Source organism: Azospirillum thermophilum, from assembly GCF_003130795.1.
Taxonomy (GTDB): domain Bacteria; phylum Pseudomonadota; class Alphaproteobacteria; order Azospirillales; family Azospirillaceae; genus Azospirillum; species Azospirillum thermophilum.
On the sequence record NZ_CP029352.1, the window covers coordinates 685,773 to 708,582 of the forward strand.

Annotated in this window: 20 protein-coding genes and 1 tRNA gene; 16 read left to right on the top strand and 5 right to left on the bottom strand. The window is 70.2% G+C overall.

All coding sequences use genetic code 11. From position 1 onward, the window contains the following. The first annotated feature begins 27 nt into the window (after positions 1 to 27). From DEW08_RS03090 to DEW08_RS30985, 5 genes are read left to right on the top strand one after another with little or no spacing between them, the layout of a single operon-like run. Complete coding sequence (locus tag DEW08_RS03090; RefSeq protein ID WP_109324375.1) at positions 28 to 840, top strand: CbbQ/NirQ/NorQ/GpvN family protein; 813 nt, start codon at positions 28 to 30, stop codon at positions 838 to 840. A 39-nt stretch (positions 841 to 879) separates the two neighbouring features. Continuing rightward, the gene (locus DEW08_RS03095; protein WP_109324376.1) at positions 880 to 2,793 is read left to right on the top strand and encodes a nitric oxide reductase activation protein NorD; all 1,914 of its coding nucleotides are present in this window, start codon (positions 880 to 882) and stop codon (positions 2,791 to 2,793) included. Positions 2,794 to 2,817: 24 nt separating this feature from the next. Further along, positions 2,818 to 3,411: a cytochrome c oxidase subunit 3 gene (locus DEW08_RS03100; RefSeq protein ID WP_109324377.1), complete on the top strand. Its 594-nt coding sequence runs from the start codon at positions 2,818 to 2,820 to the stop codon at positions 3,409 to 3,411. Positions 3,412 to 3,426: 15 nt separating this feature from the next. Then, positions 3,427 to 3,720: a cytochrome C oxidase subunit IV family protein gene (locus DEW08_RS03105; RefSeq protein ID WP_109324378.1), complete on the top strand. Its 294-nt coding sequence runs from the start codon at positions 3,427 to 3,429 to the stop codon at positions 3,718 to 3,720. 19 nt (positions 3,721 to 3,739) lie between these two features. Continuing rightward, on the top strand, positions 3,740 to 3,895 hold the full coding sequence (locus tag DEW08_RS30985; RefSeq protein WP_168220249.1) for a hypothetical protein: 156 nt from the start codon (positions 3,740 to 3,742) through the stop codon (positions 3,893 to 3,895). A gap of 280 nt (positions 3,896 to 4,175) precedes the next feature. On the opposite strand, the gene nirK is transcribed toward DEW08_RS30985, so the two are convergent. Continuing rightward, entirely contained in the window at positions 4,176 to 5,240 is a 1,065-nt protein-coding gene (gene nirK, locus DEW08_RS03110) for a copper-containing nitrite reductase (protein ID WP_109324379.1), read from the bottom strand. Positions 5,241 to 5,468: 228 nt separating this feature from the next. Between nirK and DEW08_RS31635 the strand changes: the two genes are divergently transcribed. From DEW08_RS31635 to DEW08_RS03125, 3 genes are all read left to right on the top strand, one after another. Then, on the top strand, positions 5,469 to 7,373 hold the full coding sequence (locus DEW08_RS31635) for an MASE3 domain-containing protein (RefSeq protein WP_146214623.1): 1,905 nt from the start codon (positions 5,469 to 5,471) through the stop codon (positions 7,371 to 7,373). Between the two features lie 100 nt (positions 7,374 to 7,473). Beyond that, positions 7,474 to 9,384: an AI-2E family transporter gene (locus DEW08_RS03120; RefSeq protein WP_109324381.1), complete on the top strand. Its 1,911-nt coding sequence runs from the start codon at positions 7,474 to 7,476 to the stop codon at positions 9,382 to 9,384. A gap of 70 nt (positions 9,385 to 9,454) precedes the next feature. Then, positions 9,455 to 10,627, top strand: coding sequence for a sensor histidine kinase (locus DEW08_RS03125; RefSeq protein ID WP_109324382.1), 1,173 nt, complete (start codon positions 9,455 to 9,457; stop codon positions 10,625 to 10,627). An 8-nt stretch (positions 10,628 to 10,635) separates the two neighbouring features. Here DEW08_RS03125 and glmS read toward each other — a convergent pair whose 3' ends face one another. Together glmS and glmU are read right to left on the bottom strand one after the other, a co-directional pair. Further along, positions 10,636 to 12,462: a glutamine--fructose-6-phosphate transaminase (isomerizing) gene (glmS, locus tag DEW08_RS03130; RefSeq protein ID WP_109324383.1), complete on the bottom strand. Its 1,827-nt coding sequence runs from the start codon at positions 12,460 to 12,462 to the stop codon at positions 10,636 to 10,638. 56 nt (positions 12,463 to 12,518) lie between these two features. Next, positions 12,519 to 13,871: a bifunctional UDP-N-acetylglucosamine diphosphorylase/glucosamine-1-phosphate N-acetyltransferase GlmU gene (glmU, locus tag DEW08_RS03135; RefSeq protein WP_109324386.1), complete on the bottom strand. Its 1,353-nt coding sequence runs from the start codon at positions 13,869 to 13,871 to the stop codon at positions 12,519 to 12,521. Positions 13,872 to 14,149: 278 nt separating this feature from the next. Here glmU and gph point away from each other — a divergent pair, with 278 nt between their 5' ends. Both gph and DEW08_RS03145 read left to right on the top strand, forming a co-directional pair. Next, positions 14,150 to 14,833, top strand: a complete 684-nt coding sequence (gene gph, locus DEW08_RS03140; RefSeq protein WP_109324387.1) for a phosphoglycolate phosphatase — start codon at positions 14,150 to 14,152, stop codon at positions 14,831 to 14,833. Positions 14,834 to 14,987: 154 nt separating this feature from the next. Further along, positions 14,988 to 15,209: a hypothetical protein gene (locus tag DEW08_RS03145; RefSeq protein ID WP_146214624.1), complete on the top strand. Its 222-nt coding sequence runs from the start codon at positions 14,988 to 14,990 to the stop codon at positions 15,207 to 15,209. On the opposite strand, the gene DEW08_RS03150 is transcribed toward DEW08_RS03145, so the two are convergent. Then, positions 15,184 to 16,035, bottom strand: a complete 852-nt coding sequence (locus DEW08_RS03150; RefSeq protein WP_168220250.1) for a DUF3108 domain-containing protein — start codon at positions 16,033 to 16,035, stop codon at positions 15,184 to 15,186. The two genes, DEW08_RS03145 and DEW08_RS03150, sit on opposite strands and share 26 nt — an antisense overlap. 179 nt (positions 16,036 to 16,214) lie before the next feature. On the opposite strand from DEW08_RS03150, the gene DEW08_RS03155 reads away from it, so the two are divergent. The 5 genes from DEW08_RS03155 (at position 16,215) to DEW08_RS03180 (ending at position 19,749) form a co-directional block, all read left to right on the top strand. Next, positions 16,215 to 16,289 (top strand) — tRNA-Val (locus DEW08_RS03155). 461 nt (positions 16,290 to 16,750) lie between these two features. After that, a complete protein-coding gene (locus DEW08_RS03165; protein WP_168220251.1) occupies positions 16,751 to 17,719 on the top strand; it encodes a reverse transcriptase domain-containing protein in 969 nt (322 codons plus the stop codon). Between the two features lie 213 nt (positions 17,720 to 17,932). After that, positions 17,933 to 18,097: a sugar tyrosine-protein kinase gene (locus tag DEW08_RS03170; RefSeq protein WP_109324390.1), complete on the top strand. Its 165-nt coding sequence runs from the start codon at positions 17,933 to 17,935 to the stop codon at positions 18,095 to 18,097. A 158-nt stretch (positions 18,098 to 18,255) separates the two neighbouring features. Then, positions 18,256 to 19,158, top strand: coding sequence for a pantoate--beta-alanine ligase (panC, locus tag DEW08_RS03175; protein WP_109324391.1), 903 nt, complete (start codon positions 18,256 to 18,258; stop codon positions 19,156 to 19,158). 126 nt (positions 19,159 to 19,284) lie between these two features. Then, positions 19,285 to 19,749, top strand: a complete 465-nt coding sequence (locus tag DEW08_RS03180) for a flagellar basal body-associated FliL family protein (protein ID WP_109324392.1) — start codon at positions 19,285 to 19,287, stop codon at positions 19,747 to 19,749. A gap of 22 nt (positions 19,750 to 19,771) precedes the next feature. Here the strand turns inward: DEW08_RS03180 and DEW08_RS03185 are convergent, their stop codons facing one another. Next, positions 19,772 to 21,145 carry a ferredoxin reductase family protein gene (locus DEW08_RS03185; RefSeq protein ID WP_109324393.1) on the bottom strand — a complete coding sequence of 458 codons (1,374 nt, stop codon included), beginning with the start codon at positions 21,143 to 21,145 and terminating at the stop codon, positions 19,772 to 19,774. 266 nt (positions 21,146 to 21,411) lie between these two features. Here DEW08_RS03185 and DEW08_RS03190 point away from each other — a divergent pair, with 266 nt between their 5' ends. Continuing rightward, complete coding sequence (locus tag DEW08_RS03190; RefSeq protein ID WP_109324415.1) at positions 21,412 to 22,788, top strand: amidase; 1,377 nt, start codon at positions 21,412 to 21,414, stop codon at positions 22,786 to 22,788. Positions 22,789 to 22,810 lie beyond the last annotated feature (22 nt).

The window sequence follows — 22,810 nt, forward strand, 5'->3', positions numbered from 1 at the left end:
GTTTTCCAGGAAAACGGGAGACCCCTCATGACGCGCAGCGCGCTGAAGGCAGTCGCGGACGAACTCGACATTCCCTATTACCGGCCGGTCGGCGACGAGTGCGAGCTGTTCGAGCACGCCTTCCGCCACCGGCTGCCGCTGTTGCTGAAGGGGCCGACCGGCTGCGGCAAGACCCGCTTCGTCAGCCACATGGCGGCGAAGCTCGGGCGGCCGCTCTACACGGTCTCCTGCCACGACGACCTGACCGCGGCCGACCTGACCGGCCGCTACCTGCTGAAGGGCGGCGACACGGTCTGGGTGGACGGCCCGCTGACCCGCGCCGTGCGCGAGGGCGCCGTCTGCTACCTCGACGAGGTGGTGGAGGCGCGCAAGGACGTGACCGTCGTGCTGCATCCGCTGACCGACGACCGCCGCCTGCTGCCGCTGGAACGCACCGGCGAACTGCTGGAGGCGCCCGACGGCTTCATGCTCGTCGTCTCCTACAATCCCGGTTACCAGAACGTCCTGAAGGCGCTGAAGCCCTCGACCCGCCAGCGCTTCCTCGCCATCGAGTTCGACTTCCCGGAGCCGGAGGCGGAGACCGCCATCGTCGCCCGTGAAAGCGGCCTGCCGGAGGGGCGCATCGCCCCGCTGGTCCGGCTGGCCGGCGCGCTGCGCGACCTCAAGGGCCAGGATCTGGAGGAGGGCGTCTCCACCCGCCTGCTGGTCTACTGCGCCACCCTGATCCGGTCCGGCATCAAGCCGGAGCGGGCCATCCGCACGGCGCTGATCGAGCCGCTGACCGACGACGCCGACGTCCGTGCCGCCCTGCTGCGCGTCGCCGACATCGCGCTCGGCTGACCGGGCCGACGAGGAAACCAAGGAGGCGGGACGAGGGCCATGCTGCTGTCGCTGTTCGAGCCGGAAGAGACAATCGGCCGCCACTGGCACCGCCTGATCGGCGGCCGGACGAGCTATCCGCGCCATCCCGGCGCCGCGGTGGCGCTCGACGCCATCCGGCCGCGCCTCGCCATCTTCTTCCGCGGGCTGGGCGGTGACCGGGCGGTGCGGCTCGCTTCGGCGGCGCGCACCTCCTCCGGCCACCGGCTGGCCCTGCTGGAACGGATCGGGCTGGGCCAGGAGAAGGTGGAACGCCCGGCGCTCGACGGCGACGTCCTGCAGCTTCCCGCCGTCCTCGACGTGCTGCCGCGGGCCGAACTCAACCAGCGGCTCTACGAGTGGCTGGCCGCCTACTTCGCCCATGCCGAACCGGATGCCGGCCCGCTGCCCGCCGACCCGCTTCGCGCCGACCTGCTGGCGCTGCGCCGGGCGAAGGCGACGACCGCCCGTGTCCTCGCCTCCTGGCCGGGACTGCGCCGCCTCCATGCCGAGCTGTGCGAGGCCCTGCGCGCCGTGCGCCCGAAGCGCGCGCTGCCGCCGCAGGAGGCCGCGGTGGAGGCCGCCGTGCTTGCCCTGCTCGGCGCGGGCCATGGCGGAGACATGCTGGACGAGGCGGTGCCGCTCGACCGTTTCGCCGCCCCCGTCGGCTACAGGCCCTTCCTGCCCGTTCCGCTGTGGGGCGAGGTGGCCGGGGCGGCCGGGCAGGGCGAGGCCGCCTTTCCCGAATCCGGCGCCGCCGATGGCGCTCCCGAGGCGGCGGAGAGCGACGGCCAGCGCCGCAAGGCGAAGCGCCGGGACAGCGATCAGGTGAAGCGCGAGGATCCGCTGATCCTCAACCGCTTCGAGAAGATCATGGGGCTGGCGGAGATGATGAACATCCCGCGCTCCGTCGAGGACGACGACGAGGACGGAGCCCGGCAGGCCGCCGACGACATGGAGGAGATCGCGCTGTCCCAGCATCAGCGCAAACCCTCCACCCGCCTGAAGATGGACCTCGAACTGGCCGCCTCGGCGGTCGATGCCGCACCCCTGCAGGCGGAGCGCACCTATCCCGAGTGGGACTATCACCGTCGCGCCTATCACCCCGCCCACTGCCGGGTGATCGCCGAGGCGGCGACCGAGCAGGGCGAGGACTGGAGCCCGGACGAGGCCGCGCTGCGCCGCATCCGGCAGGTGCGCCGCCAGTTCGAGGCGCTGCGCCCCAAGCGGACGCTCTTCACCGGCCAGCCGGACGGCGACGACCTCGACCTGTCGGCCCTGGTGCGCAGCCGCGCCGACCTGCTGGCCGGCGGGGCGGGCAGCGAGCGCGTCTACCAGACCGCCCGCAGCGCGGCGCGCGACCTGGCGGTCGCCGTGCTGGTCGACACCTCGCTGTCGACCGACGGCTGGGTCGACGGCCGCCGCGTGCTCGACGTGGAGAAGGAGGCGCTGCTGGCGCTCTCCGGCGGGCTTGCCGCCTGCGGCGACGACCATGCCATCTTCTCCTTCACCTCGCACCGGCGCAGCAATGTGCGCGTGCTGACGGTGAAGGGGTTCGACGAGGCGCCGGGCGGTGCCGTCCAGCGCCGGGTCCAGGCCCTGAAGCCCGGCCACTACACCCGCATGGGGGCAGCGCTGCGCCATGTCGCGGCGATGCTGGCCGAGCGGCCGAACCGCCACCGGCTGCTGATCCTGCTGTCCGACGGCAAGCCCAACGACGTCGATCATTACGAGGGGCGCTACGGGATCGAGGACACCCGCGTGGCGGTCCAGGAGGCGCGCCGCCAGGGCATCGCGCTGTTCGGCATCACCGTCGACGCCGAGGCGCGCGACTATTTCCCCTATCTGTTCGGCCGGCGCGGCTACGCGATCTTTCCGCAGGCCAGCCATCTGACCAAGGCCCTGCCGGCACTCTACCGGCAGGTCGTCGGTTGAGGGGACGGCAACAGGACCGGGACCATGACCGTGATCGATTCGACCGACTCCGACGAGATGCTGGAGGAGCAGGCGGGCGCCGACCCGCTGGCCGGGCTGCCCGGCCATCCGATGATGTGGATCCTCATCCTCAGCGAACTCGCCGTCTTCGGCATCGCCTTCGTCGGCTTCGCCGTCGCCCGGCTGCTCGACCCCGCGGGGTTCGCGGCGGGGCAGGCCCATCTCAGTCCGCTGACCGGCGGGCTGAACACCATCGTGCTGGTGACCAGCGGCTTCCTGGCCGCGGCCGGCGTCGCCGCGGCCCGTGACGGGCGGCGGGGCCGGGCGCGCGGCCTGTTCGTGGTCGCCGCCGTGCTCGGCCTTCTGTTCCTCGGCGTGAAGGGAACGGAATACGCCGCCTCGATCGCCGCGGGCCACACGCTCGACAGCGGCGGCTTCTTCACCCTCTATTATCTGCTGACCGGCTTCCACGCCCTGCATGTCGCGCTCGGCATGGTCATCCTGCTGATCGTCGCCTGGAAGGACAGCGTCGAGAATCTGGAGACCGGGGCCTCCTTCTGGCACATGCTCGACCTCGTCTGGGTCCTGCTCTACCCGCTGCTCTACCTGCTGCGCTGACAAGGGAGCGGACCGATGCGCCGCACGATGACCATGCCGCCTCGCACCCTCGCCGGGACCTGGGTCCTGCTCGCCGGGCTGACGCTCGCCACCATGCTGGTCGGCGGCGGCGAGGGGCAGGGGCGCTCCCTGGCGCTGGCCGGCGCCGCGCTCGTGATGGTCTTCGCCTTCGTCAAGGGGCGGCTGATCCTGACCCGCTACATGGGCCTCGGCGCGCCGGCCACGGGATGGCGCCGGGGGCTGACGCTCTACCTGCTGCTCGTCTGCGCCGTGATCCTCGGCGCCTACCTGTTCGGCCTGACCCGCTGATCCCGTCGGAGACACCGCCATGAACCAGGCACAGATCGGCCTCCTGATCGTCACGCCGCTGCTGATCGGTGTCGCCGTCGCCCTGCACCGCGAGGGGGTGATGAGCCGGGGCGGCGTCGTGCTCGCGTCGCTCGCCTCGGTTGCCGCCGCGGCATGGCTGTTCTTCACGCAATGACGATTTCCCAGAAAAATCGCCTGTCTTGACCGCAGTCAAGACTCCGTGGCGGAGGCTGGGCAATACTGCCCGCACAATCGTTCTCTCGATTGCGTCATCACCAGCTGATGACTCTCCCGTTTTGCCCTTGATGCGTCCATCGGCCTTGGCTGATGGGCGCCTTTTTTTGAACTGTTCCAGTCCGGCGACCGCGAGCACCGCAGGGGGCAAGACGAAAACCGGGCCCAGGACAATGCCTGGACCCGGTTGCCGGCCGCGATGGCGTGGGGGCGGAAGCCGCTCAGTGCTTCATCTCGCCGAGCTGCTTGTGGGAGTCGCCGCTCTTGTCGAGGATGATGCTGTCGTCGGGGGCGCCCTCGACCTCCAGGATGCCGATCAGGCCCTTGGTGGCACGGCTCAGCGCATGGTCGACCAGCGCGTACTTGCCGGGATAATCGACCTTGAACTCCACCATCGTGGCGCCGCCGGGGGCCACCGTCACGGTCTGGATGCCCTTCGCCGGCTCGCTCTCCAGCCCGCCCATGGTGTAGACGCGGTCGAAGATCTCGCCGATGACGTGGAAGGAGGAGGTCAGGTTGGGGCCGCCGACGCCGAACCAGATGCGGACCGTCTCGCCGACCTTCGCCTTCAGCGGCTTGTCCTTCGACAGGGCGCCGACCGTCCCGTTGAACACCAGGTAGTTCGGCCGCTCGTTGACCAGGCCGTCATAGTCGTCCTCGGCCGTCGGAATGTTCTTGGCCTTGGCTGCATAGATTTCCTGCTGCATCACATAGTACTCGTGATCGACCTTGGCCATTCCGGCCTCCGGCTCCACCACGACCAGACCGTACATGCCCTTGGAGATGTGATGGGCCACCATCGGCGTGGCGCAGTGGTAGACATAGACGCCGGGGGTCAGGGCCTTGAAGGAGAACTCCTTGGTCTGGCCCGGCTCGACCTGCGTGATCTGCCCGCCGCCGAGTAAGCCGGTCGCGGCATGGAAGTCGACGCTGTGGTTCATCGTCGAATTCTGCGCGTTGGTGATCTTCACATCCACAGTATCGCCGACACGAACCCGCACCATCGGACCGGGAACGGTGTTGTTGAACGTCCAGTAAGTGTAGTTCGTACCGTCATCCAGCTTGGCCTCGACTTCCGTTGTGAGGAGGGAGACCTGATGGGTCTTGGGGGCCCGCTTGGCGGACGCTTCCGGAGCGGGAACGGATGCGGGATCCAGGACGATGTCGACCGTCGCATCCTTGACCTTCGGGTCCGCGTACAGCGTGGTCGCCGGGACCGCGCCGCCCCCGAGAACGGTCATCAGGGCGACGGTGCCGGCGGCGGTGAGGAAGGCCTTGGTTTTCATGGCACGGTCCAGTTCTGTGTTTTGCGTGCCCGGATCATTACAGCAGTACCCGATGATTTACTTGATCAAGGTCAAGTCGCAATCTGGTCACACCCCTGCCCCGTCCGCCGCCTTCGGGCCGTGCGCCCAAGGGGAGCCGCGGAATTCCGCCGGCAGCGGCGTCAGGCCGCATGGTGCGGCGCAACACCACACCCCATAATTGCCGAGAACTCCTCGCGGGTGGTCATCATGTCCGCATCCCTGGCCGGGCCAGTACGGGAGGTATCGGTAGCCGACCCGCGTCTGCCCGTTCCGCTGGCGCTCGCCCTTGCGTTTTCCGTCGCGGCGGGGGCCTTCTGGGTCAGCCGGCAGAACTACCTGCTGTTCCATTCCGTGGTCGAGACCTTCCGGGTTCTGACGGCGGCCAGCATCTTCGCCATCGCCTGGCACTCGCGCCGCTATCTCGGCGGCGGGAACCTGTGGTTCCTCGGCGTGTCCTTCGGCTGCACCGGCGTCATCACCCTGTTCCATATGCTGGCCTACAAGGGCATGGGCGTCTTTCCCGGCGCCGATGCGAACCTCGCCACCCAGCTCTGGATCGCCAGCCGGGGGATGGGGGCGCTGGCCGTCTGCATCGCCGCCTTCACGCCGCACCGCCACTTCCCCCCCGTGCCGACCCTGGCCGGGGTGGCCGGCGTCACCGGGCTTCTGCTGGCTTCCATCTTCCTGTACCCGGTCTTCCCCGACTGCTACGTCGAGGGGCAGGGGCTGACGCCCTTCAAGCGGGTCAGCGAGTATGTGATCGTCGCCGCCTTCCTCACCGGTCTGGTCGGGCTGCACCTGCATCGGGACCGCCACCGCCCGACGAGCCGGACGCTGGTCGCCATGGCCTTCGGGCTGGATGCGCTGGGCGACTTCGCCTTCACGCTCTATGTCGACGTCTACGGCACGCTGAACTTCCTCGGCCATGCCTTCGTCACCGGATCGGACATGCTGGTCTACACGGCCATCGTGCGCAGCGGCATCCGCCGGCCGCAGAACCTCGTCTTCTGGATGATGGAGAGCGACCGCCGGGCGCTGCGGGCGGTGGTGGAGCGGCAGAACGTCAAGCTTCTCGAAACCGCCTCCGAGCTCCAGCAGGAACATGCGGAGCTGGAGCAGACGCGCCAGATCCTCGACGGCTACCGGGCGCGCGAATCCGCCATCCTCGACACGGTGGGCGAGGCGATCCTGACGCTGGACGCCGCCGGCACCGTCACCTTCGGCAATGGCGCCGCCCAGCGCCTCAGCCCGGATCTCAGGGTGGGGGAGCCGGCGCCGGCCTGGCTGCAATCGGCCATCGGGGCGGCGGGGCGCGGCGGCCAGCCGGAAATCGAGCTGTCGCTCACCGCCTCCGGCGGCGCCGGCCGGACGATCGAGCTGGCCGTGCGGCCCCTGCCCTCCGACACGGGCGCGCTCGTGGCCGTGCTGCGCGACGTCACCGGCAAGCGGGAGCTGGAGCGCCAGGCCCTGCGCCACGCGGCGGCGCTGCGCCGCTCCCTGGTGGAGACCATCGGCGTCGTCTCGCAGATGGTCGCCATGCGCGACCCCTACACGGCGGGGCACCAGCGCCGCGTCGCCTGCCTCGCCTACGAGATCGCCCGCGAGATGGGGCTGGAGGAGGAGGAGGCGGTGGGCATCGCGCTCGCCGGCACGGTGCACGACATCGGCAAGATCAGCGTGCCGGCGGAGGTGCTGAACCGCCCCGGCCGCCTGACCGCCATCGAGTACGAACTGCTGAAGACCCACGCCCAGGCCGGCTACGAGATCATCAAGAACGCCCAGCTTCCCTGGCCGGTCGCCGACATGATCCACCAGCACCACGAGAAGCTGGACGGCAGCGGCTATCCCCAGGGACTCAAGGGCGAGCAGATCGTGCGCGGTGCCCGCATCCTGGCGGTTGCCGACGTGGTGGAGGCGATGGCGTCGCACCGCCCCTACCGGCCGGCGCTGGGCATCGAGGCGGCGCTGGCGGAGATCGAGCGCTGCGCCGGCGTCTCGCTCGACGCCGCGGCGGTCGCCGCCTGCACCCGCCTGTTCCGCGAGCGGGGCTATGCCTTCTCCGAACTGGATGCCGTGACCTTCGTGCTGGAGCGGGTGAATGCGGTGCCCTGAGACGCGGTAGCCTCGGCGGCGACGGGCGGCAGGGCCGGGAACGGCGCCCGGCTGCGGGTGTTCATGCTCCACACCCCGCAAGCCGAGACGACCCGCACCGATGGCCGAGGACACCGCCCGCCAGCTCCAGGCACGCCCCATTCCGGTGCCCAAGGTCACCGCGCCGGGATCGCCGCAGACCACGCTCCTGGTCATCGCCCTCGTCGTGGTGGCGCTCTACATCGGGCAGGACATCCTGATCCCCATCGCGCTCGCCGTGCTGCTGAGCTTCGTGCTGAGCCCGATCGTCAGCCGCCTCGAACGCTGGCGCCTGGGCCGCGTCCCTTCGGTGCTGGCGGTCGTGGTGCTGGTGTTCGTCGGGATCATCGGCTTCGGCGCGGTGGTGGGCAGCCAGATCGGCGACCTCGCCGACAATCTGCCGAACTACCGGCACAACCTCCACGTCAAGCTGCAGTCGCTGCGCTCCTCCGCCGCGACGGCCGACAACAACGGGGCGCTCAAGCAGGCGACCGACGCCTTCCGCGACCTGCGGCGCGAGCTGGAGCAGGTGACCGGCCAGTCGCCGGCCACCGCCGAGGGTCCGCCGCCGGCGTCGGGCGCGCAGGCCTCCGCCCGTCCGCCGGGGGAACGCGAACCGGTCCCGGTCCGCATCGACCAGTCCGGGACCGGCGCGCTGGAGGTGGCGCGCGACCTGCTGGGGCCGGCGCTGGCGCCCTTCGCGACCGCCGGCCTGATGCTGGTCTTCACCATCTTCATGCTGCTGCAGCGCGAGGATTTGCGCGACCGCATGATCCGGCTGGCCGGCTCAGGCGACCTCAGCCGCACGACCGAGGCGATGAACGACGCCGGGCAGCGGGTCAGCCGCTATCTGCTGATGCAGCTCGTGGTCAATGTCACCTACGGCATTCCCATCGGGCTCGGGCTGTGGCTGCTCGGCGTGCCGAACCCGCTGCTGTGGGGGCTGCTGGCGACGGTCCTGCGCTTCATCCCCTTCCTGGGGCCGGTGATCGCCGCCAGCTTTCCCATCCTGCTGTCCTTCGCGGTCGATACCGGCTGGACGCTGCCGCTGCTCTGCATCGCCCTGTTCATCGCGGTCGAGCTGTTCTCCAACAATGTGGTGGAGCCCTGGCTGTACGGCAGCGCCACCGGCCTGTCCTCGCTCGCCATCGTCGTCGCGGCGGTGGTGTGGACGACGCTGTGGGGGCCGGTGGGGCTGCTGCTGGCGACGCCGCTGACCGTCTGCCTCGTGGTGCTGGGGCGCCATGTGCCGCAGCTCCATTTCCTGGAGGTGATGCTGGGCGACCGGCCGGTGCTGCCGGACGAGGCCAAGGTCTACCAGCGCCTGCTCGCCGGCGATCCCATCGAGGCGACCGAGATCACCGAGGAGCGGCTGGCGTCGGCCTCGCTGACCGAGGTGGGCGACACCCTGCTGCTGCCGGCCCTGTCGCTCGCCGAGCAGGAACGGCAGCGCGGCGCCCTCAACGCCGCCGGCCGCCAGACGGTGGGGGAGGGCATGGCGGCCCTGCTGGACGAACTGTCGGACAGCGAAGGCACGGCGGCGCCCGACGCCCCGCTGGTCCTGTGCGTCGGCACGCGCAACAACCTGGACGAGGCGGCCGCCGGCCTGTTCGCCGAGCTGCTGCGCCGGCGCGGCCTGCGTGCCGACGTCATACCCTGCGAGAAGGCCTCGACCCGAGCCATCGCCAGCCTCGGCACCTCCGGCGTGTCGGCCATCGCGCTGTCCTCGCTCGACCCCTCCGGTCTTGCCCATATCCGCCGGCTGGTGCGCCGCCTGCGGCTGCATTTCGGTCCGCAGGTTCCGGTGATCCTCTGCCTGTGGAGCGCCCATCCCGAGGCCGACGCGCCGAAGCGCGCGGCCGGCGAGACCGGCGCCGACCGCATCGCCACCAGCCTGGCGAGCGGCCTTGCCGGCCTTGCGGATCTCGGACTCCCGGCCGGACCGGCGATCGAGCCGGAGACCGCGGAGCCGGCGGCTGACCGGACGGGATAGCCGGTGGAGCGGATGGGGAGGGTGGGGCCGGCCGGGGAACTCTCCGATCCCGGCCGGGGTTGGGCCGGGCATGACCGAGGACGCCGATTCTCCCGACATGGACCGCCAGTTGGAGCGGATCCGCTGCTACCAGCGGATCCTGAACGACTTCGGCCGGATCGCGTCCGAGACGAAGCGGCTCGGCCAACTGCTGCACATCGCCTGCGTGCAGAGCGCGCGCGGCATCGGGATCGGGCACACCAAGGTGATGCGCTACCGGCCGACGATGGGCGACCTGCTGATCGAGGCGGGGGTGGGGTGGAAGCCGGGGGTGGTCGGCCAGACGAAGCTGGCGATCGACGTCGCCTCGCCGCCGGGGCGGGCGTTGCAGTCCCGCCAGCCGGTGAGGATCGACGATCTGCCGAACGACCCGGACTTCCGCTGGTCCTCCGTCCTGCAGGAGCACGGCATCGTCTCGGTCCTCAACACGCCGATCGCCGCCGACGGGATCGTCTGGGGCGTGCTGGAGGTGGACAGCGCGGTCATCCGCCATTTCGGCGAGGACGACGTCGTCTTCCTGTCGGCGATGGCCAACATCCTCGGGCTCGCCATCCAGGGGATCCTTGCCGGGAAGCACGCCGAGGACGTCGCGGCACGGTCCCTGCGCGAGGCCGAGCGGCAGCGGATGCTGATGCGGGAACTGGTGCACCGCGACAAGAACGACTTCCAGACGATCATGTCGATCCTGATCATGCAGAAGGCCAGATCGACGGATCCCGAGGCCGCGCGGGGTCTCGTCCACATCATGGACCGGGTTGCGGCGATCAGCATGGTGCATGACCAGCTCGCCCTGCGGCCGAACCAGCGGACGATCGACATCGCCGCCTATCTGCAGGCGCTCTGCGGCAACCTGCGCCACCGCCGCGAGGACGTCACCATCGAGACGGCGGCGGAAAGCCTGGAGCTGACCCACGAGCGGACCGTCTCGCTGGGCCTGATCACCAACGAGCTGGTGACCAACGCCATAAAGTACGCCTTTCCCGACCGCCCGGGCACGATCCGGGTCCAGTTCTCCGCCGACCGCGAGAGCGGCCAGGGCACGCTCGTCGTCGCCGACGACGGCGTCGGCATGGGATCTCCCCGACCGGGAAGCTCCGGGCTGACCCTGGTCGGCGGGCTCGCGCGGCAGATCGGCGGAACGGTCGAGCAGGTGCCGGTGGAGCGCGGAACGCGCTTCCACATCGGCTTCCTGCTCGTGAGCTGACCGTCCGGCTACTCGACCGTCACGCTCTTGGCGAGGTTGCGCGGCTGGTCGACGTCGGTGCCCTTGAGCACGGCGGTGTGATAGGCGAGGAGCTGCACCGGGATGGCGTAGAGCAGCGGCGCCACCAGCGGGTCGCAGGCCGGCAGTTCCACCGACCAGCGCACCTTGTCCGACAGCTTGTCGATGCCCTTCTTGTCGGCCAGCAGCAGAACCTTGCCGGAGCGGGCGCAGACCTCCTGCACGTTCGACACCACCTTCTCGAACAGCCCGTCCGACGGCACCAGGACGATCACCGGGACGTTGTCGTCGATCAGCGCGATCGGGCCGTGCTTCAGTTCGCCCGCCGCATAGCCCTCGGCGTGGATGTAGCTGATCTCCTTCAGCTTCAGCGCCCCTTCCAGGGCCAGCGGATACATCGCCCCGCGGCCGAGATAGAGCACGTCGCGCGCCTCCGACACCTCCTGCGCCAGCTCGCGCAGGCGCTCGTCATGCGCCAGGACGTCGGCGGCGCGCGCCGGCACCTCGCGCAGGGCCTTGGCGATCTCCTGCATGCGCTCGGGCGGGATCACGCCGCGCGCGCGGCCGACCGTCACCGCCAGGCAGGCGAGCGTGGTGAGCTGCGTGGTGAAGGCCTTGGTCGAGGCGACGCCGATCTCCGGCCCCGCCATGGTGTAGAGCACCGCGTCCGACTCGCGGGCGATGGTGCTCTCCTGCGCGTTGACGATCGACAGGATCTTCTGGCCCTGGCGCTTGCAGTAGCGCAGCGCCTCCAGCGTATCCAGCGTCTCGCCCGACTGCGAGACGAACAGCGCCACCCCGCCCTCGGGCAGCGGCGCCTCGCGGTAGCGGAACTCCGAGGCGATGTCGATCTCGACCGGCATGCGGGCCAGCGTCTCGAACCAGTATTTGGCGACGAGGCCGGCATAATAGGCGGTGCCGCAGGCGACGATGGTCAGGCGCGGCGCCTTGGCGATCTCGAAGGGGAACTCGGGCAGAGCGATATAGCCGGTTTCCGGGTTGATGTAGGCGTTCAGCGTGTCGCCGATCACCTGCGGCTGCTCGTAGATCTCCTTCAGCATGTAGTGGCGGTAGCCGTCCTTGCCGATCAGGGCGCCCGAGACCGCCGTCGTCTTCACCGGCCGCTCGACCACCGCGCCGCTGGCGTCGTGGACGACCGCGGCGGTGCGCGACACCACCACCCAGTCGCCGTCCTCCAGGTAGCACAGGCGGTTGGTCAGCGGGGCCAGGGCGAAGGCGTCGGAGGCGAGGTACATCTCGCCGTCGCCATAACCGACGGCCAGCGGCGTGCCGTGGCGGGCGCCGATCATCAGCTCATGCTCGCCGGCGAAGACCAGCACCAGGGCGAAGGCGCCGGTGAAGCGGCGGAAGGCGGCGGCCGACGCCTCGACCGGCGTCATCCCCTCCTTCTCCAGGTAATAGGTGACGAGGTGGGCGATGACCTCGGTGTCGGTGGCGCTCTCGAACACGTAGCCGTGGCCGATCAGCTCGTCCTTCAGCTCCTGGTAGTTCTCGATGATGCCGTTGTGGACGACGGCGACGCGGGCTGTGGCGTGCGGGTGGGCGTTGTTCTCGGTCGGGCCGCCATGGGTGGCCCAGCGGGTATGGCCGATGCCGACGGTGCCGGGCAGCGGCGCCTCGCGCAGCCTCGCCTCCAGGTTCAGCAGTTTGCCCTCGGCGCGGCGGCGCTCGATGCCGCCGTTCACCAGCGTCGCCACGCCGGCGCTGTCATAGCCACGGTACTCGAGCCGGCGCAGACCCTCGACCAGACGGGGAGCCGCGTCGTAGATGCCGTTGATGCCGATGATGCCGCACATGGAAGGGAGAACTCCTGGATGAAGGGGGCCGCGGAAATGCCGGTCCGGGGCTCAGGTTACGCCTTTTTCGCCTTTTCGCTCTGCTTGCGTTCGCGGAACTCGCGCGCCCAGGCGGCGTAGGCCTTCTGGGGACCGCGGGCCACGGCCAGCGCGTCGGCTTCGACGTCGCGGGTGACCACGCTGCCGGCGCCGACGATGGCGCCGTCGCCGATCTTCACCGGGGCGACCAGCGCGCTGTTGGAGCCGATGAAGGCCCCCGCCCCGATGTCGGTGTGGTACTTGCCGAAGCCGTCATAGTTGCAGGTGATGGTGCCGGCGCCGATGTTGGCCTTCGCCCCCACCCGGGCGTCGCCGATGTAGGTCAGGTGGTTGACCTTGGCGCCCGCCTCGACCTTGGCGTTCTTGATCTCGACGAAGTTGCCGATATGGGCGTCGGGGCCGATCTCCGCCCCCGGCCGCAGCCGGGCGTAGGGGCCGATCTGGGCGCCCGTCTCGACCCGCACCTGCTCCAGATGGCAGAAGGGCTTGATCTCCACCCGGTCGCCGACCCAGACCCCGGGGCCGAAGACCACGTGCGGGCCGACCACCACGTCGCGGCCCAGCCGGGTGTCGGCGCTGAAGGTGACGCTGTCGGGGTCGATCAGCGTGGCGCCGTTGTCCATCGCCGCCTTGCGCAGGCGGCGCTGGATCAGCCGCTCCACCTCCGCCAGCTCGGCGCGGGAGTTGACGCCCACCACCTCCGCCGGCGAGGACTCGACGACCGCGCAGGCCAAGCCGCGGCTGCGGGCGATCTGCACCACGTCGGTCAGGTAGAACTCGCTCTTGGCGTTGGCGTTGCCGATGCTGTTGATCAACCCGAACATCCGGGCGCCGTCGAAGGCCATCAGCCCGGCGTTGCACAGGCCGACCCGACGCTCCTCCTCGCTGGCGTCGAGATACTCGACGATCTTCTCCAGCCCGCCGCGCGCGTTCAGGATCAGCCGGCCGTAGGCGCCGGGGTCCTCCGGACGCATGCCCAGCACGACCACCGCCGGGTCGGCGGCCTGGCGGCGGGCGGCCACCATGGCGCGCAGCGTGTCGGGCGTCACCAGCGGGGTGTCGCCGTAGAGCACGACCACGTCGCCGGTGAAGCCCTCCAGCAGCCCGAAGGCGGAGCGCACGGCGTCGGCCGTGCCGCGCTGCTCATGCTGGACCGCGGTGGGGAAGGGGGCGACGGCGGCGGCGACGTCGTCCATGCCCGGACCGACCACCACGACGACATGGTCTGGATCCAGCGCCTTCACGGCGGCCAGCACATGGCCGACCATCGGCCGCCCGGCGACGCGGTGCAGCACCTTGGGCAGGTCGGACTTCATGCGGGTGCCCTTGCCGGCGGCAAGGATCACGCAAGCAAGGGGACGATGGCTCATTCCGGACAATCCTGTATCACGACTATAGGCCTGGCCAGCGACGGCGGGAGCGGCTCGCCGGCTCGCACTCGAAGGTGGGGCGACGCCTCATGCACCGCAACAACGCGCATGATGTGCCACAGTTGGAGGCGACCGCCCAAGTCAAGTTTTGTGTCACGCTGACACAGTCCGGCGGTGTCTCCGGCCCGCGGCGGCTGCTTCTCCGGACGGGGCATGGCGTCCGCCGGGGGTGCGTGCTATGCCAGCCGGCATCTTCCGTCACCATGACCGGCCCAGCGATGACCTTTCCCTTCTCCGCGCTCGTCTTCGACCTCGACGGCACCCTGATCGACAGCGCGCCGGACATGACGCGCGTCCTCAACCGCATGCTCGGCGAATTCGGACGCCCGGCGGTGACCGAGGCGCAGGTGCGCGGCATGGTCGGCGACGGCTCCGCCAATCTGGTGCGCCAGGCCTTCGCGGCGACCGGCGCGCCGCTGGAGGGGGAGGCGCTGCAGCCTGCGCTGTCGCGCTATCTCGACCTCTACTTCGAGGACGACCAGCCCTCCACCCTCTATCCCGGCGTGGCGGAGACGCTGGCGCACCTCGCCGACCGCGGCGTGCATCTCGGCCTGTGCACCAACAAGCCGGAGCGGATCAGCCGCAAGCTGCTGGGGCTGCTGGGATTGGCCCCGCTGTTCGGTGCGGTGGCGGGCGGCGACACGCTGCCGGTCAAGAAGCCCGACGGCCGCCACCTCTCCTGGGTGCTGGAGCGGCTGGGCGAGGATCCGGCGTCCCCGCGCGCCGCCATGGTCGGCGACAACGGCAACGACGTGAAGGCCGCCCGCGCGGCCGGCATTCCGGTGGTCGCCATGAGCTATGGCTATCCCCGCATGCCGGTCGCCGACCTCGGCGCCGATCTCGTCCTCGACCATTTCGCCGATCTGCCGGCGGCGCTGGAGTCCGTCGCGTCCCGCCGATAGACACCACGGGATACTATCCCGGTGCTATCCCGTTGGCGAGACCCGCTATCCCTCGGGATAGGGGACGGGGAGGTGCCTTCTCCGTAATATAGTCTCTGAACTATCCACCCGCCGGGGTCCGCTTCGGCGGGTGGGAAGAGAAGGAGAGGCACCCATGGCCGGAACAATGGCTCAGATCATCCGGCTTGGCGGGGTGGACGGCTTTGCCGCCATGCTGAACGGGGCCCTGCTCGAAATCGGCACCCGCTGCCTGTGGCCGACGGCGGAAGCGCTGCGCCACGATGCCGAACGGGAGGGCGTCGCGACCTCCCCCTACGTCATCGACACCCGCCCGGTCCTGTCGCGCCCGGTCATTGCCCGGCGGGCGGCGGCGTAGGCGATCCGTTGATCGCCACCAGGTGGATGACGACGGCGCCGAGCGCGCTGTCGGTTTCCACCCGGACGGGGATCGGCGGCGCGCCGGCCACCACCGGCGCGATCCACAGATCGACCGGCGGCCGGTCATCCGCCATCGCGCCGTCGCGACCGTCGTCGCGTTTCCAGAACATGGTGGTCGGCGGCCGCGGGCTGTAGCCGGCCACCGGCGTATAGGTGACCCGGCATTCCCGGGCGGGGCCGGCGAAGATCGAGTAGCGCGACGCCGAGACCGTCCGCATGCCGGAATCCCGCATCGTCATGTCGTAGCGGCGGCGCCCGTCATAGACCGGCACCGTCCGGGTGCAGCCGTTGCCCCGGCTGGTCGCCACCAGCGCGCTCAGGACTCCGCTCAGCGGATCGACGGTGGCCCGCCGCAGATCCTCCGGCACCGCAGGCCGGTCCTCCTCTTCCGGCGGCGGCTCCACCGCCGCGGCGACCGTGCCCCGCCCGTCATAGGTGAGGGTGACGTTGCGCGGCTTGCCGCGGAAGAGGCTGGTCTGGGTGTGGCGGACCGGCGCCAGCGCCTCGCCCGTCACCGCGCCGGTGCTGTGCGACCGGGTCTGCCAGGGGAACAGCCGCCCGAGGAAGCCGCCGGTCTCCGCCCGCACCTCCACATCGTAGCTGCGGTCGGTGAGGGTCAGCACCGCCTGCGCCTCCAGCACCGACACGCCGCCGACATGGATGCGGTAGGTCGCATTGAGCGGTGCGGCGAGTGCCGGGGCGCCGGCCGCGGCGAGGATCAGGCCCGGCAAAGCGGCGGTGCGGAGTGCGGCGAGGCTGGTCACGGGGGCGCTCCAACGGGTTCGGGACGGTGGCGGAAAATCTTTCATATAATGCGCATCTCGCGCTTGACAGCGGCAGGGCAAGGCCTTAGAAACCCGCCTCACCGCAGCGCCGGGCGGCGGACGGACCGGAAAAACGGTCCAGACGCAGGAACGGTGCTCCGAAACGGGTTTTCCGGTTCGGGCGCGTAGCTCAGCGGGAGAGCATTCGCTTCACACGCGAAGGGTCACAGGTTCAATCCCTGTCGCGCCCACCATATCGAAGAAGGCTCCGGGCCCCGTGTCCGGGGCCTTTTTCCATGTGCGCCCAGCATGGGCGCGTTCTTGAGGGTGTAAGTCCCTCCGTAAGCTGGTCACGGCGAACGAAGAGAAGCGCAACTGCGGAAGGGCAACCGACCGTGGGAAGGAAGCGTGGATCGCAGCTGCGGGCCGATGAACAAGAACCGGATATGAGGCGGTGCCGACCAGGGCGAGCGGGCATGGAACCGCGAAGCTCTTGTGACCAAGGGTCGGTGGCGTAAATCCGGCGGTCGTGCAGCGAAGGAACGCGTTCTTACCTGGGGAGATCCCGCCTTGCGCCTGAAAGGGCGACGGCGTCGAGCCGGAGCGGGAAGTCAGCAGAGGCCATAGTAGGCGAGGCGCGAGCCGGACCGAAGGGCCGAACGAGGGAGAATGGAGTCCACCCGACGATGCGTGAGGCCATGCGTCAGATGCCGGAGTGCTGCAAGTTCTCCAGCCGATCCTCGATCCCGGCTTCAGCGACCACAGTTACGGCTTCCGTCCCGGCCGGAGTGCGCACGACGCCGTCCTTGCGGCGCAAAGCTTCGTGCAGTCCGGCCGGCGGATCGTCGTGGATGTGGACCTGGAGAAGTTCTTCGACCGGATCGACCATGACCTTCCGATCGACCGTCTGTCCAAGAGGGTCCCGGACCCGGCCATCATCCGGCTGGTGCGGGCCTACCTGGATGCCGGCGTCATGGAGGACGATGGGGCGGTCGCACGGCGTCGGACGGGTTCCCCGCAAGGGGGACCGCTGTCGCCGCTGCTGGCCAATCTGATCCTGGACGAGGTGGACAAGGAACTGGAACGCCGGGGCCATGCCTTCTGCCGCTACGCCGACGACTGCAACGTCCATGTGCGGTCGCGTCGGGCGGGAGAGCGGGTGATGGCCCTGCTGCGGCGCCTCCATGGCCGGTTGCACCTGACGGTGAACGAAGCCAAGAGCGCCGTGGCCCCCGTCTTCGGCCGCAAATTCCTCGGCTATGCCTTCTGGGCCGGACCGAAGGGAGAGGTCAGGCGGAGGGTCGCCGACAAGGCGATCACGGCGTTCAAGGACCACATCCGCGACCTGACGCCCCGGCTGACGGGACGGTCGATGGCCGCGGTGGTGGCGAGGCTGCGCGATTTCCTGCTGGGCTGGAAAGCCTACTTCCGACTGGCGCAAACTCCAAAGGTCCGGCGAACGCTGGACGAATGGATACGCCACCGGCTGCGGGCCATTCAGCTCAAGCAGTGGAAGCGGGGGAAGACCATCTTCCGGGAACTGACGGCCAGAGGGGCCAAGCCCGCCGTCGCCCAACAAATCGCGGCCAATGGCCGACCCTGGTGGGGCAACAGCGGCAAGCTTCTCAATGCAGTCCTCACGATCAAATGGGCAGACCAACTCGGACTGCCCAGGCTCGCATGACCTCAATCCCCCGAACCGCCCGGTGCGGACCCGCATGCCGGGTGGTGTGGCAGGGGGGCGACCTTCTCGGGTCGCCCCCTATGCCGATTCCGGCGCGGCCGTCCCGTGATTTTCGCAGCCGCGAAGCCATGGATTGATACAGATCAGCTACGCTGGCCGCCGCGATGGATTAGAGCTTATGGTCTATTCCACCGCTCGATGGACCACGCCCCCATGGAAGATTCGCGCATCACTCTCCTCGCCCTCGGCCTGCTCGTCGTCGTGCTGGTCGTCCTGATCGGCTCCCTGGTCATCAGCCCGGTGGTGACGGTCGCGCTCGTGGCGCTCGGCGCCTGGCTGAATCTCGGCTACCTCGTCGCGATCACGCTGAAGCGCTGACCCCGGACCGTTGCGGCAGGGTGGGAGCAGCCGGCCCTGCCGCTCCGGTGGAAATGATCCGTCTCCGGCGAAGCTCCGCTGGACAGGACCGGTCCGGCAGTTTATTGCAGCGCCCAATTCGACGTTCGTGCGATTTCGCCATTCGTGGAGGACACGCGATGCCGACCGAGGGGGCTGCCCAGACCGAAACTCTGCCCGGCGCGCGTCCGGCCCTGCCGGTCGTCCGGACCGTCGGGGATCTGCGGGCGCAAGTCTCCGCCTGGCATGCGGCCGGAAAGACCGTGGCGCTGGTCCCGACCATGGGCGCGCTGCACGAGGGGCATCTGGCGCTGGTGCGCCGGGGCCGCGAACTGGCCGACCATGTGGTGGCCAGCGTCTTCGTGAACCCCACCCAGTTCGCCCCGCACGAGGATTTCGACAAGTATCCCCGCGACGAGGCGGGCGACGCGGCCAAGCTGGCCTCGGCCGGCTGCGACCTGCTCTATGCCCCGACGGTGCGCAGCATGTATCCGGAGGGATTCGCCACCTCCATCAGCGTCGGCGGTCCGTCCCAGGGGCTCTGCGGCTTCTTCCGGCCCCAGATGTTCGGCGGCGTCGCGCTGGTGGTGAGCAAGCTGTTCCTGCAGGCCCAGCCGGACATCGCCATCTTCGGCGAAAAGGACTATCAGCAGCTCCTCGTCATCCGCCGCTTCGTCCGCGACCTCGACATCCCCGTCCGGGTGGAGGGGCTGCCGACGGTGCGCGAGGCGGACGGGCTCGCGCTGTCCTCGCGCAACGCCTATCTCAGCCGCGAGGAGCGGGAGCGGGCGCCCCAGCTCCATGTCGCGCTGGTCGAGGCCGCCGCCCAGATCGCCCGCGGGGTCGAGCTGGGCATCGCGCTGGACGCGGCGCGCATGCGCATCGCCGCCGCCGGCTTCAGCAGCATCGATTACGTCGAACTGCGCGACGCCGAGACGCTGGAGCCGGTGGACTCCCTCACCCGTCCGGCCCGCCTGCTGGCCGCCGCCTGGCTGGGCAAGGCCCGGCTGATCGACAACGTGCCGGTTCCGCCCACGGCCTGAAGGTTCCGCCCACGGCCTGAAGGGCCACAGGGACCGGGTCGCCATTCGGTTTGACGCTCCGGCCGCATTTGCCTTAACTTGTCGGCAGATCTGGCCGCGGCCCCGGACCGGGGCGGAAAGGACCCCTTGCGGTTCCTCCATAGGCGCTCGAACGGGGAGCCCGTCTCCCTCGTCCCCGTGATCACCGTGGGAACGCTGGTGGCGCTGGCCCTGCTCGGCATGCTGGGGATGGTGGTGGCCGCCCGGACGCCCTCGGCCAGCCGTTCCGGGGACAGCGCGTCATCCATCCCGAAGAAGCACTACGCCGTCCTGCCGCCGATGACCTTCACGCTGGGCGGCGGCGATGCCCGCACGGTCGACGTGAAGGTTCTGCTGGAGATCGATCCGGCGGTCAGCGACAAGGTCGCCGATCCCTATCTTCCGCGCATCGCCGACCAGTTGTCCGACCGCATGCGCCAGATCGATGCCGGCCAGCTCAACGGGGCCGAGGGCGCCCGGCTGATGAAGAGTGCCATCGCCGGCGTCCTCAGCCACGAGATGCGCAACGTGCGCGTCCGCGAAATCCTGCTCGACCAGATGGTGGTCCGCTGACCCGTCCGGGGCGGCGCCCGCCTCACCGCATCGCGAACAGCTCCTGGTGGAAGCGCCGGTCGACCGGCAGGCCCTGCGCCGCGAAGTCCTCGCGCAGGGCACGGCCGAAGCCGGCCGGGCCGCAGAACCAGATGCTCGCCTTGCGCCAGTCGGGCACCAGCGACCGGATGCGCTCGCCGTCCAGCCGGCCGTCGCGGGCGTCGTGCAGCACATGCAGGCGGATCCCCGCGGCCTGCGCATCGGCCTTCAGCTTGGCGATGGCCTCCTCGTCGTAATCGGCGGTGGTATGGAAGAGGTCCACCGCCGGCAGCGCCTGCCGGTCCGCCGTCTGCCGGTCCACCGTTTGCCCCGCCGCCTGCCGGGCGATCTGCTTCATGCGGGCGATGAAAGGCGTGATGCCGATGCCGCCGCCGACCCAGATCTGGTGCGGGCAGCGGTCCTCGAAGGTGAAGCAGCCATAGGGGCCTTCGACCGTGACCGCCTGCCCGATGTGCAGGCTGTCGCGCAGGCGGCGGGTGTGGTCGCCGAGCTCCTTGACGACGAAGCTGATGCGGCGGTCGGCGTCGTTCCAGGCCGAGGCGATGGTGAAGGGATGCGGCCCTTCCGACCGGTCGGTGGTGAGGAAGGCGAACTGGCCGCTCTTGTGGCCGGGCCAGCCGGCGGGGATGGCGATCTCCATCTCCGTCGTCCGCACCCCCGGGTAATAGTGCAGGGCGGTCAGCGTGCCCTCGGCCTTGCGCGCCCGGCCGACCCGGCGCAGCAGGACCACCACCGCGGCCCAGGTGCCGCCCGCCAGCAGTGGCGCCAGCAGCAGCCCGACCGGCGACAGCCAATAGCCGAACTTGGTCAGCACCACCGCATGGAACACCAGGACCAGATAGCTGAGCGCCAGCAGCCGGTGCGTCTTGAAGAAGGCGCGATAGGGAAAGCGCGGGATCAGCGCCAGGACGATCAGCAGCGCCGCGGCATAGAAGGCCCATTCCCCGACCCCCTCCGCCGTGCCGCGCAGGCTCTGGAAGAGCTGCTCGACCGGGTTTTCCAGGACCGGGCGGGGGCCGCGGACCGGACGCTCCAGCAGCCCCCAGCCGACCGCCCATTTCGGTCCCTGCGCCCACAGCCAGTGGAAGACCGCGACGCACAGCGCGGTGATGCCCAGCCATTTGTGCAGCCGGTACATCTTGTCGAGCCCGCCGATCCGGCGTTCCGGCCAGCGGGGGCGGAGCGCCAGGATCATCGCGACGCTCATGCAGCCGATGGCGAGGATGCCGCTGTACTGCATGACCGACGCGCGCAGCGCGAAGAAGTTGGGCACCTGAAACGCCAGCGGATCCGCCGCCACCCAGACGAGGCTGAGCAGCGCCAGAATGCTCCAGAGAGCGATTCGGAGTCTTTTCATGATGGCCTTCTTGTCTTTTCCGTCGCGCCTGATGTGCCCAGTCTGCGCCGGGCACCGTAACGCCTTCATGTCCGGCGGGACCGGCGACGGTTACGGAGTGTAACAGCCGGCGTCCGGTGCTCCCGAACCGTCCTCATCCTCCCACGGTCATGCTGAACCGTGGCTGAACGGATGCGGAGGGTCGGGCGCGCGAGGCGGTTGCATGATCGGCCCCGCCGCCGGACACTGTCGCCCCTGCGTTTCCCCAACCGCTGTCCGGTCGAGCCATGACGAAGAAGACCACCATCGCCAGCCTGTCCCGCCAGATCGAGGAGGGGGCGACGACGAGCGAGGCGCTCGTCGATGCCGCCCTGTCCGCCATCGCCGCGGGCGGGGAGGAGGCGCGCAAGACCTTCACCGCCGTCCACGCCGATGCGGCGCGCGCCGCGGCGCGGGCGCAGGATCTGCTGCGTGCCGCCGGGCAGCGGCCGTCGCCGCTCGCCGGTCTTCCGGTGTCGGTCAAGGACCTGTTCGACGAGGCCGGACACCCCACGCTGGCCGGCTCCAAGGCGCTGGAGGGGGGTCCGCCGGCCCTGCGCGACGCCGATGCGGTGGCACGGCTGCGCGCGGCGGGGGCGGTCGTCGTCGGCCGCACCAACATGACGGAGTTCGCCTTCTCCGGCGTCGGCATCAACCCGCATTACGGCACGCCCGGCAATCCGGCCGATCCGGCGCGCATTCCCGGCGGCTCCTCCTCCGGGGCGGCGGTGTCGGTCGCCGCGGGCCATGTGCCGCTGGCGCTCGGCACCGATACCGGCGGCTCGGTCCGGATTCCGGCGGCGCTCTGCGGCATCGTCGGGTTCAAGCCGACCCAGCGGCGGGTGCCGCTGCGCGGGGCGCTTCCGCTGTCCTGGACGCTCGATTCGATCGGGCCGCTCGCCCGGACGGTCGCCTGCTGCGCCGTCGCCGACGCGGTGCTGGCCGGAGAGCCGGAATGGCTGCCGCCCGCGGTGGCGCCGTCCGGCCTGCGCTTCGCCGTGCCGCAGTCGGTGGTGCTGGACGATCTGGAGCCGTCGGTCGCCACGGCCTTCGAGACCGCCTGCCGCCGCCTGTCGCTGGCCGGCGTGCGCCTCACCGAGCTTCCGATGACCGAGCTGGAGGAGATCGGGGCGGCCAACGCCCGCGGCGGCTTCCCCGCGGCGGAGGCCTTCCACTGGCACCGGGCCCTGCTGGAGGAGAAGGGCGACCTTTACGACCCGCGCGTCCGCAGCCGGATCGAGCGCGGGCGGACCATGACCGCCGCCGACTACATCGAGGTGCAGCAGCGGCGCGCGGGCCTGATCGCCCGCACCGACCGGCTGTCGGCCGACTATGACGCGCTGGTGATGCCGACGGTGCCGATGCGTGCCCCGCCCATTGCCGCCTTCGCGGACGACAGGGACTTCGCGCGGCTGAACATGCTGTTGCTGCGCAACTGCGCGCTGTTCAACTTCCTCGACCGCTGCGCGATCAGCCTGCCGATGCAGGAGCCGGGCGACCTGCCCTGCGGCCTGATGCTGGTCGGGGCGGCCGGCGCCGATCGCCGCCTGCTCTCCATCGCCGCCGCCGTTGAGCCGGTGGTAGGGCCGGTGGTAGGGCCGGTGGTCGGGCCGGTGGCGGACTGACCGCCGCCCGGCCGCGCTGCGG

Bases quoted from the DNA above. Each gene is read 5' to 3' on its own strand.
- DEW08_RS03090 (WP_109324375.1), top strand. From the start codon at position 28: ATGACGCGCAGCGCGCTGAAGGCAGTCGCGGACGAACTCGACATTCCC.
- DEW08_RS03095 (WP_109324376.1), top strand. From the start codon at position 880: ATGCTGCTGTCGCTGTTCGAGCCGGAAGAGACAATCGGCCGCCACTGG.
- DEW08_RS03100 (WP_109324377.1), top strand. From the start codon at position 2,818: ATGACCGTGATCGATTCGACCGACTCCGACGAGATGCTGGAGGAGCAG.
- DEW08_RS03105 (WP_109324378.1), top strand. From the start codon at position 3,427: ATGCGCCGCACGATGACCATGCCGCCTCGCACCCTCGCCGGGACCTGG.
- DEW08_RS30985 (WP_168220249.1), top strand. From the start codon at position 3,740: ATGAACCAGGCACAGATCGGCCTCCTGATCGTCACGCCGCTGCTGATC.
- nirK (WP_109324379.1), bottom strand. From the start codon at position 5,240: ATGAAAACCAAGGCCTTCCTCACCGCCGCCGGCACCGTCGCCCTGATG.
- DEW08_RS31635 (WP_146214623.1), top strand. From the start codon at position 5,469: ATGTCCGCATCCCTGGCCGGGCCAGTACGGGAGGTATCGGTAGCCGAC.
- DEW08_RS03120 (WP_109324381.1), top strand. From the start codon at position 7,474: ATGGCCGAGGACACCGCCCGCCAGCTCCAGGCACGCCCCATTCCGGTG.
- DEW08_RS03125 (WP_109324382.1), top strand. From the start codon at position 9,455: ATGACCGAGGACGCCGATTCTCCCGACATGGACCGCCAGTTGGAGCGG.
- glmS (WP_109324383.1), bottom strand. From the start codon at position 12,462: ATGTGCGGCATCATCGGCATCAACGGCATCTACGACGCGGCTCCCCGT.
- glmU (WP_109324386.1), bottom strand. From the start codon at position 13,871: ATGAGCCATCGTCCCCTTGCTTGCGTGATCCTTGCCGCCGGCAAGGGC.
- gph (WP_109324387.1), top strand. From the start codon at position 14,150: ATGACCTTTCCCTTCTCCGCGCTCGTCTTCGACCTCGACGGCACCCTG.
- DEW08_RS03145 (WP_146214624.1), top strand. From the start codon at position 14,988: ATGGCCGGAACAATGGCTCAGATCATCCGGCTTGGCGGGGTGGACGGC.
- DEW08_RS03170 (WP_109324390.1), top strand. From the start codon at position 17,933: ATGGAAGATTCGCGCATCACTCTCCTCGCCCTCGGCCTGCTCGTCGTC.
- panC (WP_109324391.1), top strand. From the start codon at position 18,256: ATGCCGACCGAGGGGGCTGCCCAGACCGAAACTCTGCCCGGCGCGCGT.
- DEW08_RS03185 (WP_109324393.1), bottom strand. From the start codon at position 21,145: ATGAAAAGACTCCGAATCGCTCTCTGGAGCATTCTGGCGCTGCTCAGC.
- DEW08_RS03190 (WP_109324415.1), top strand. From the start codon at position 21,412: ATGACGAAGAAGACCACCATCGCCAGCCTGTCCCGCCAGATCGAGGAG.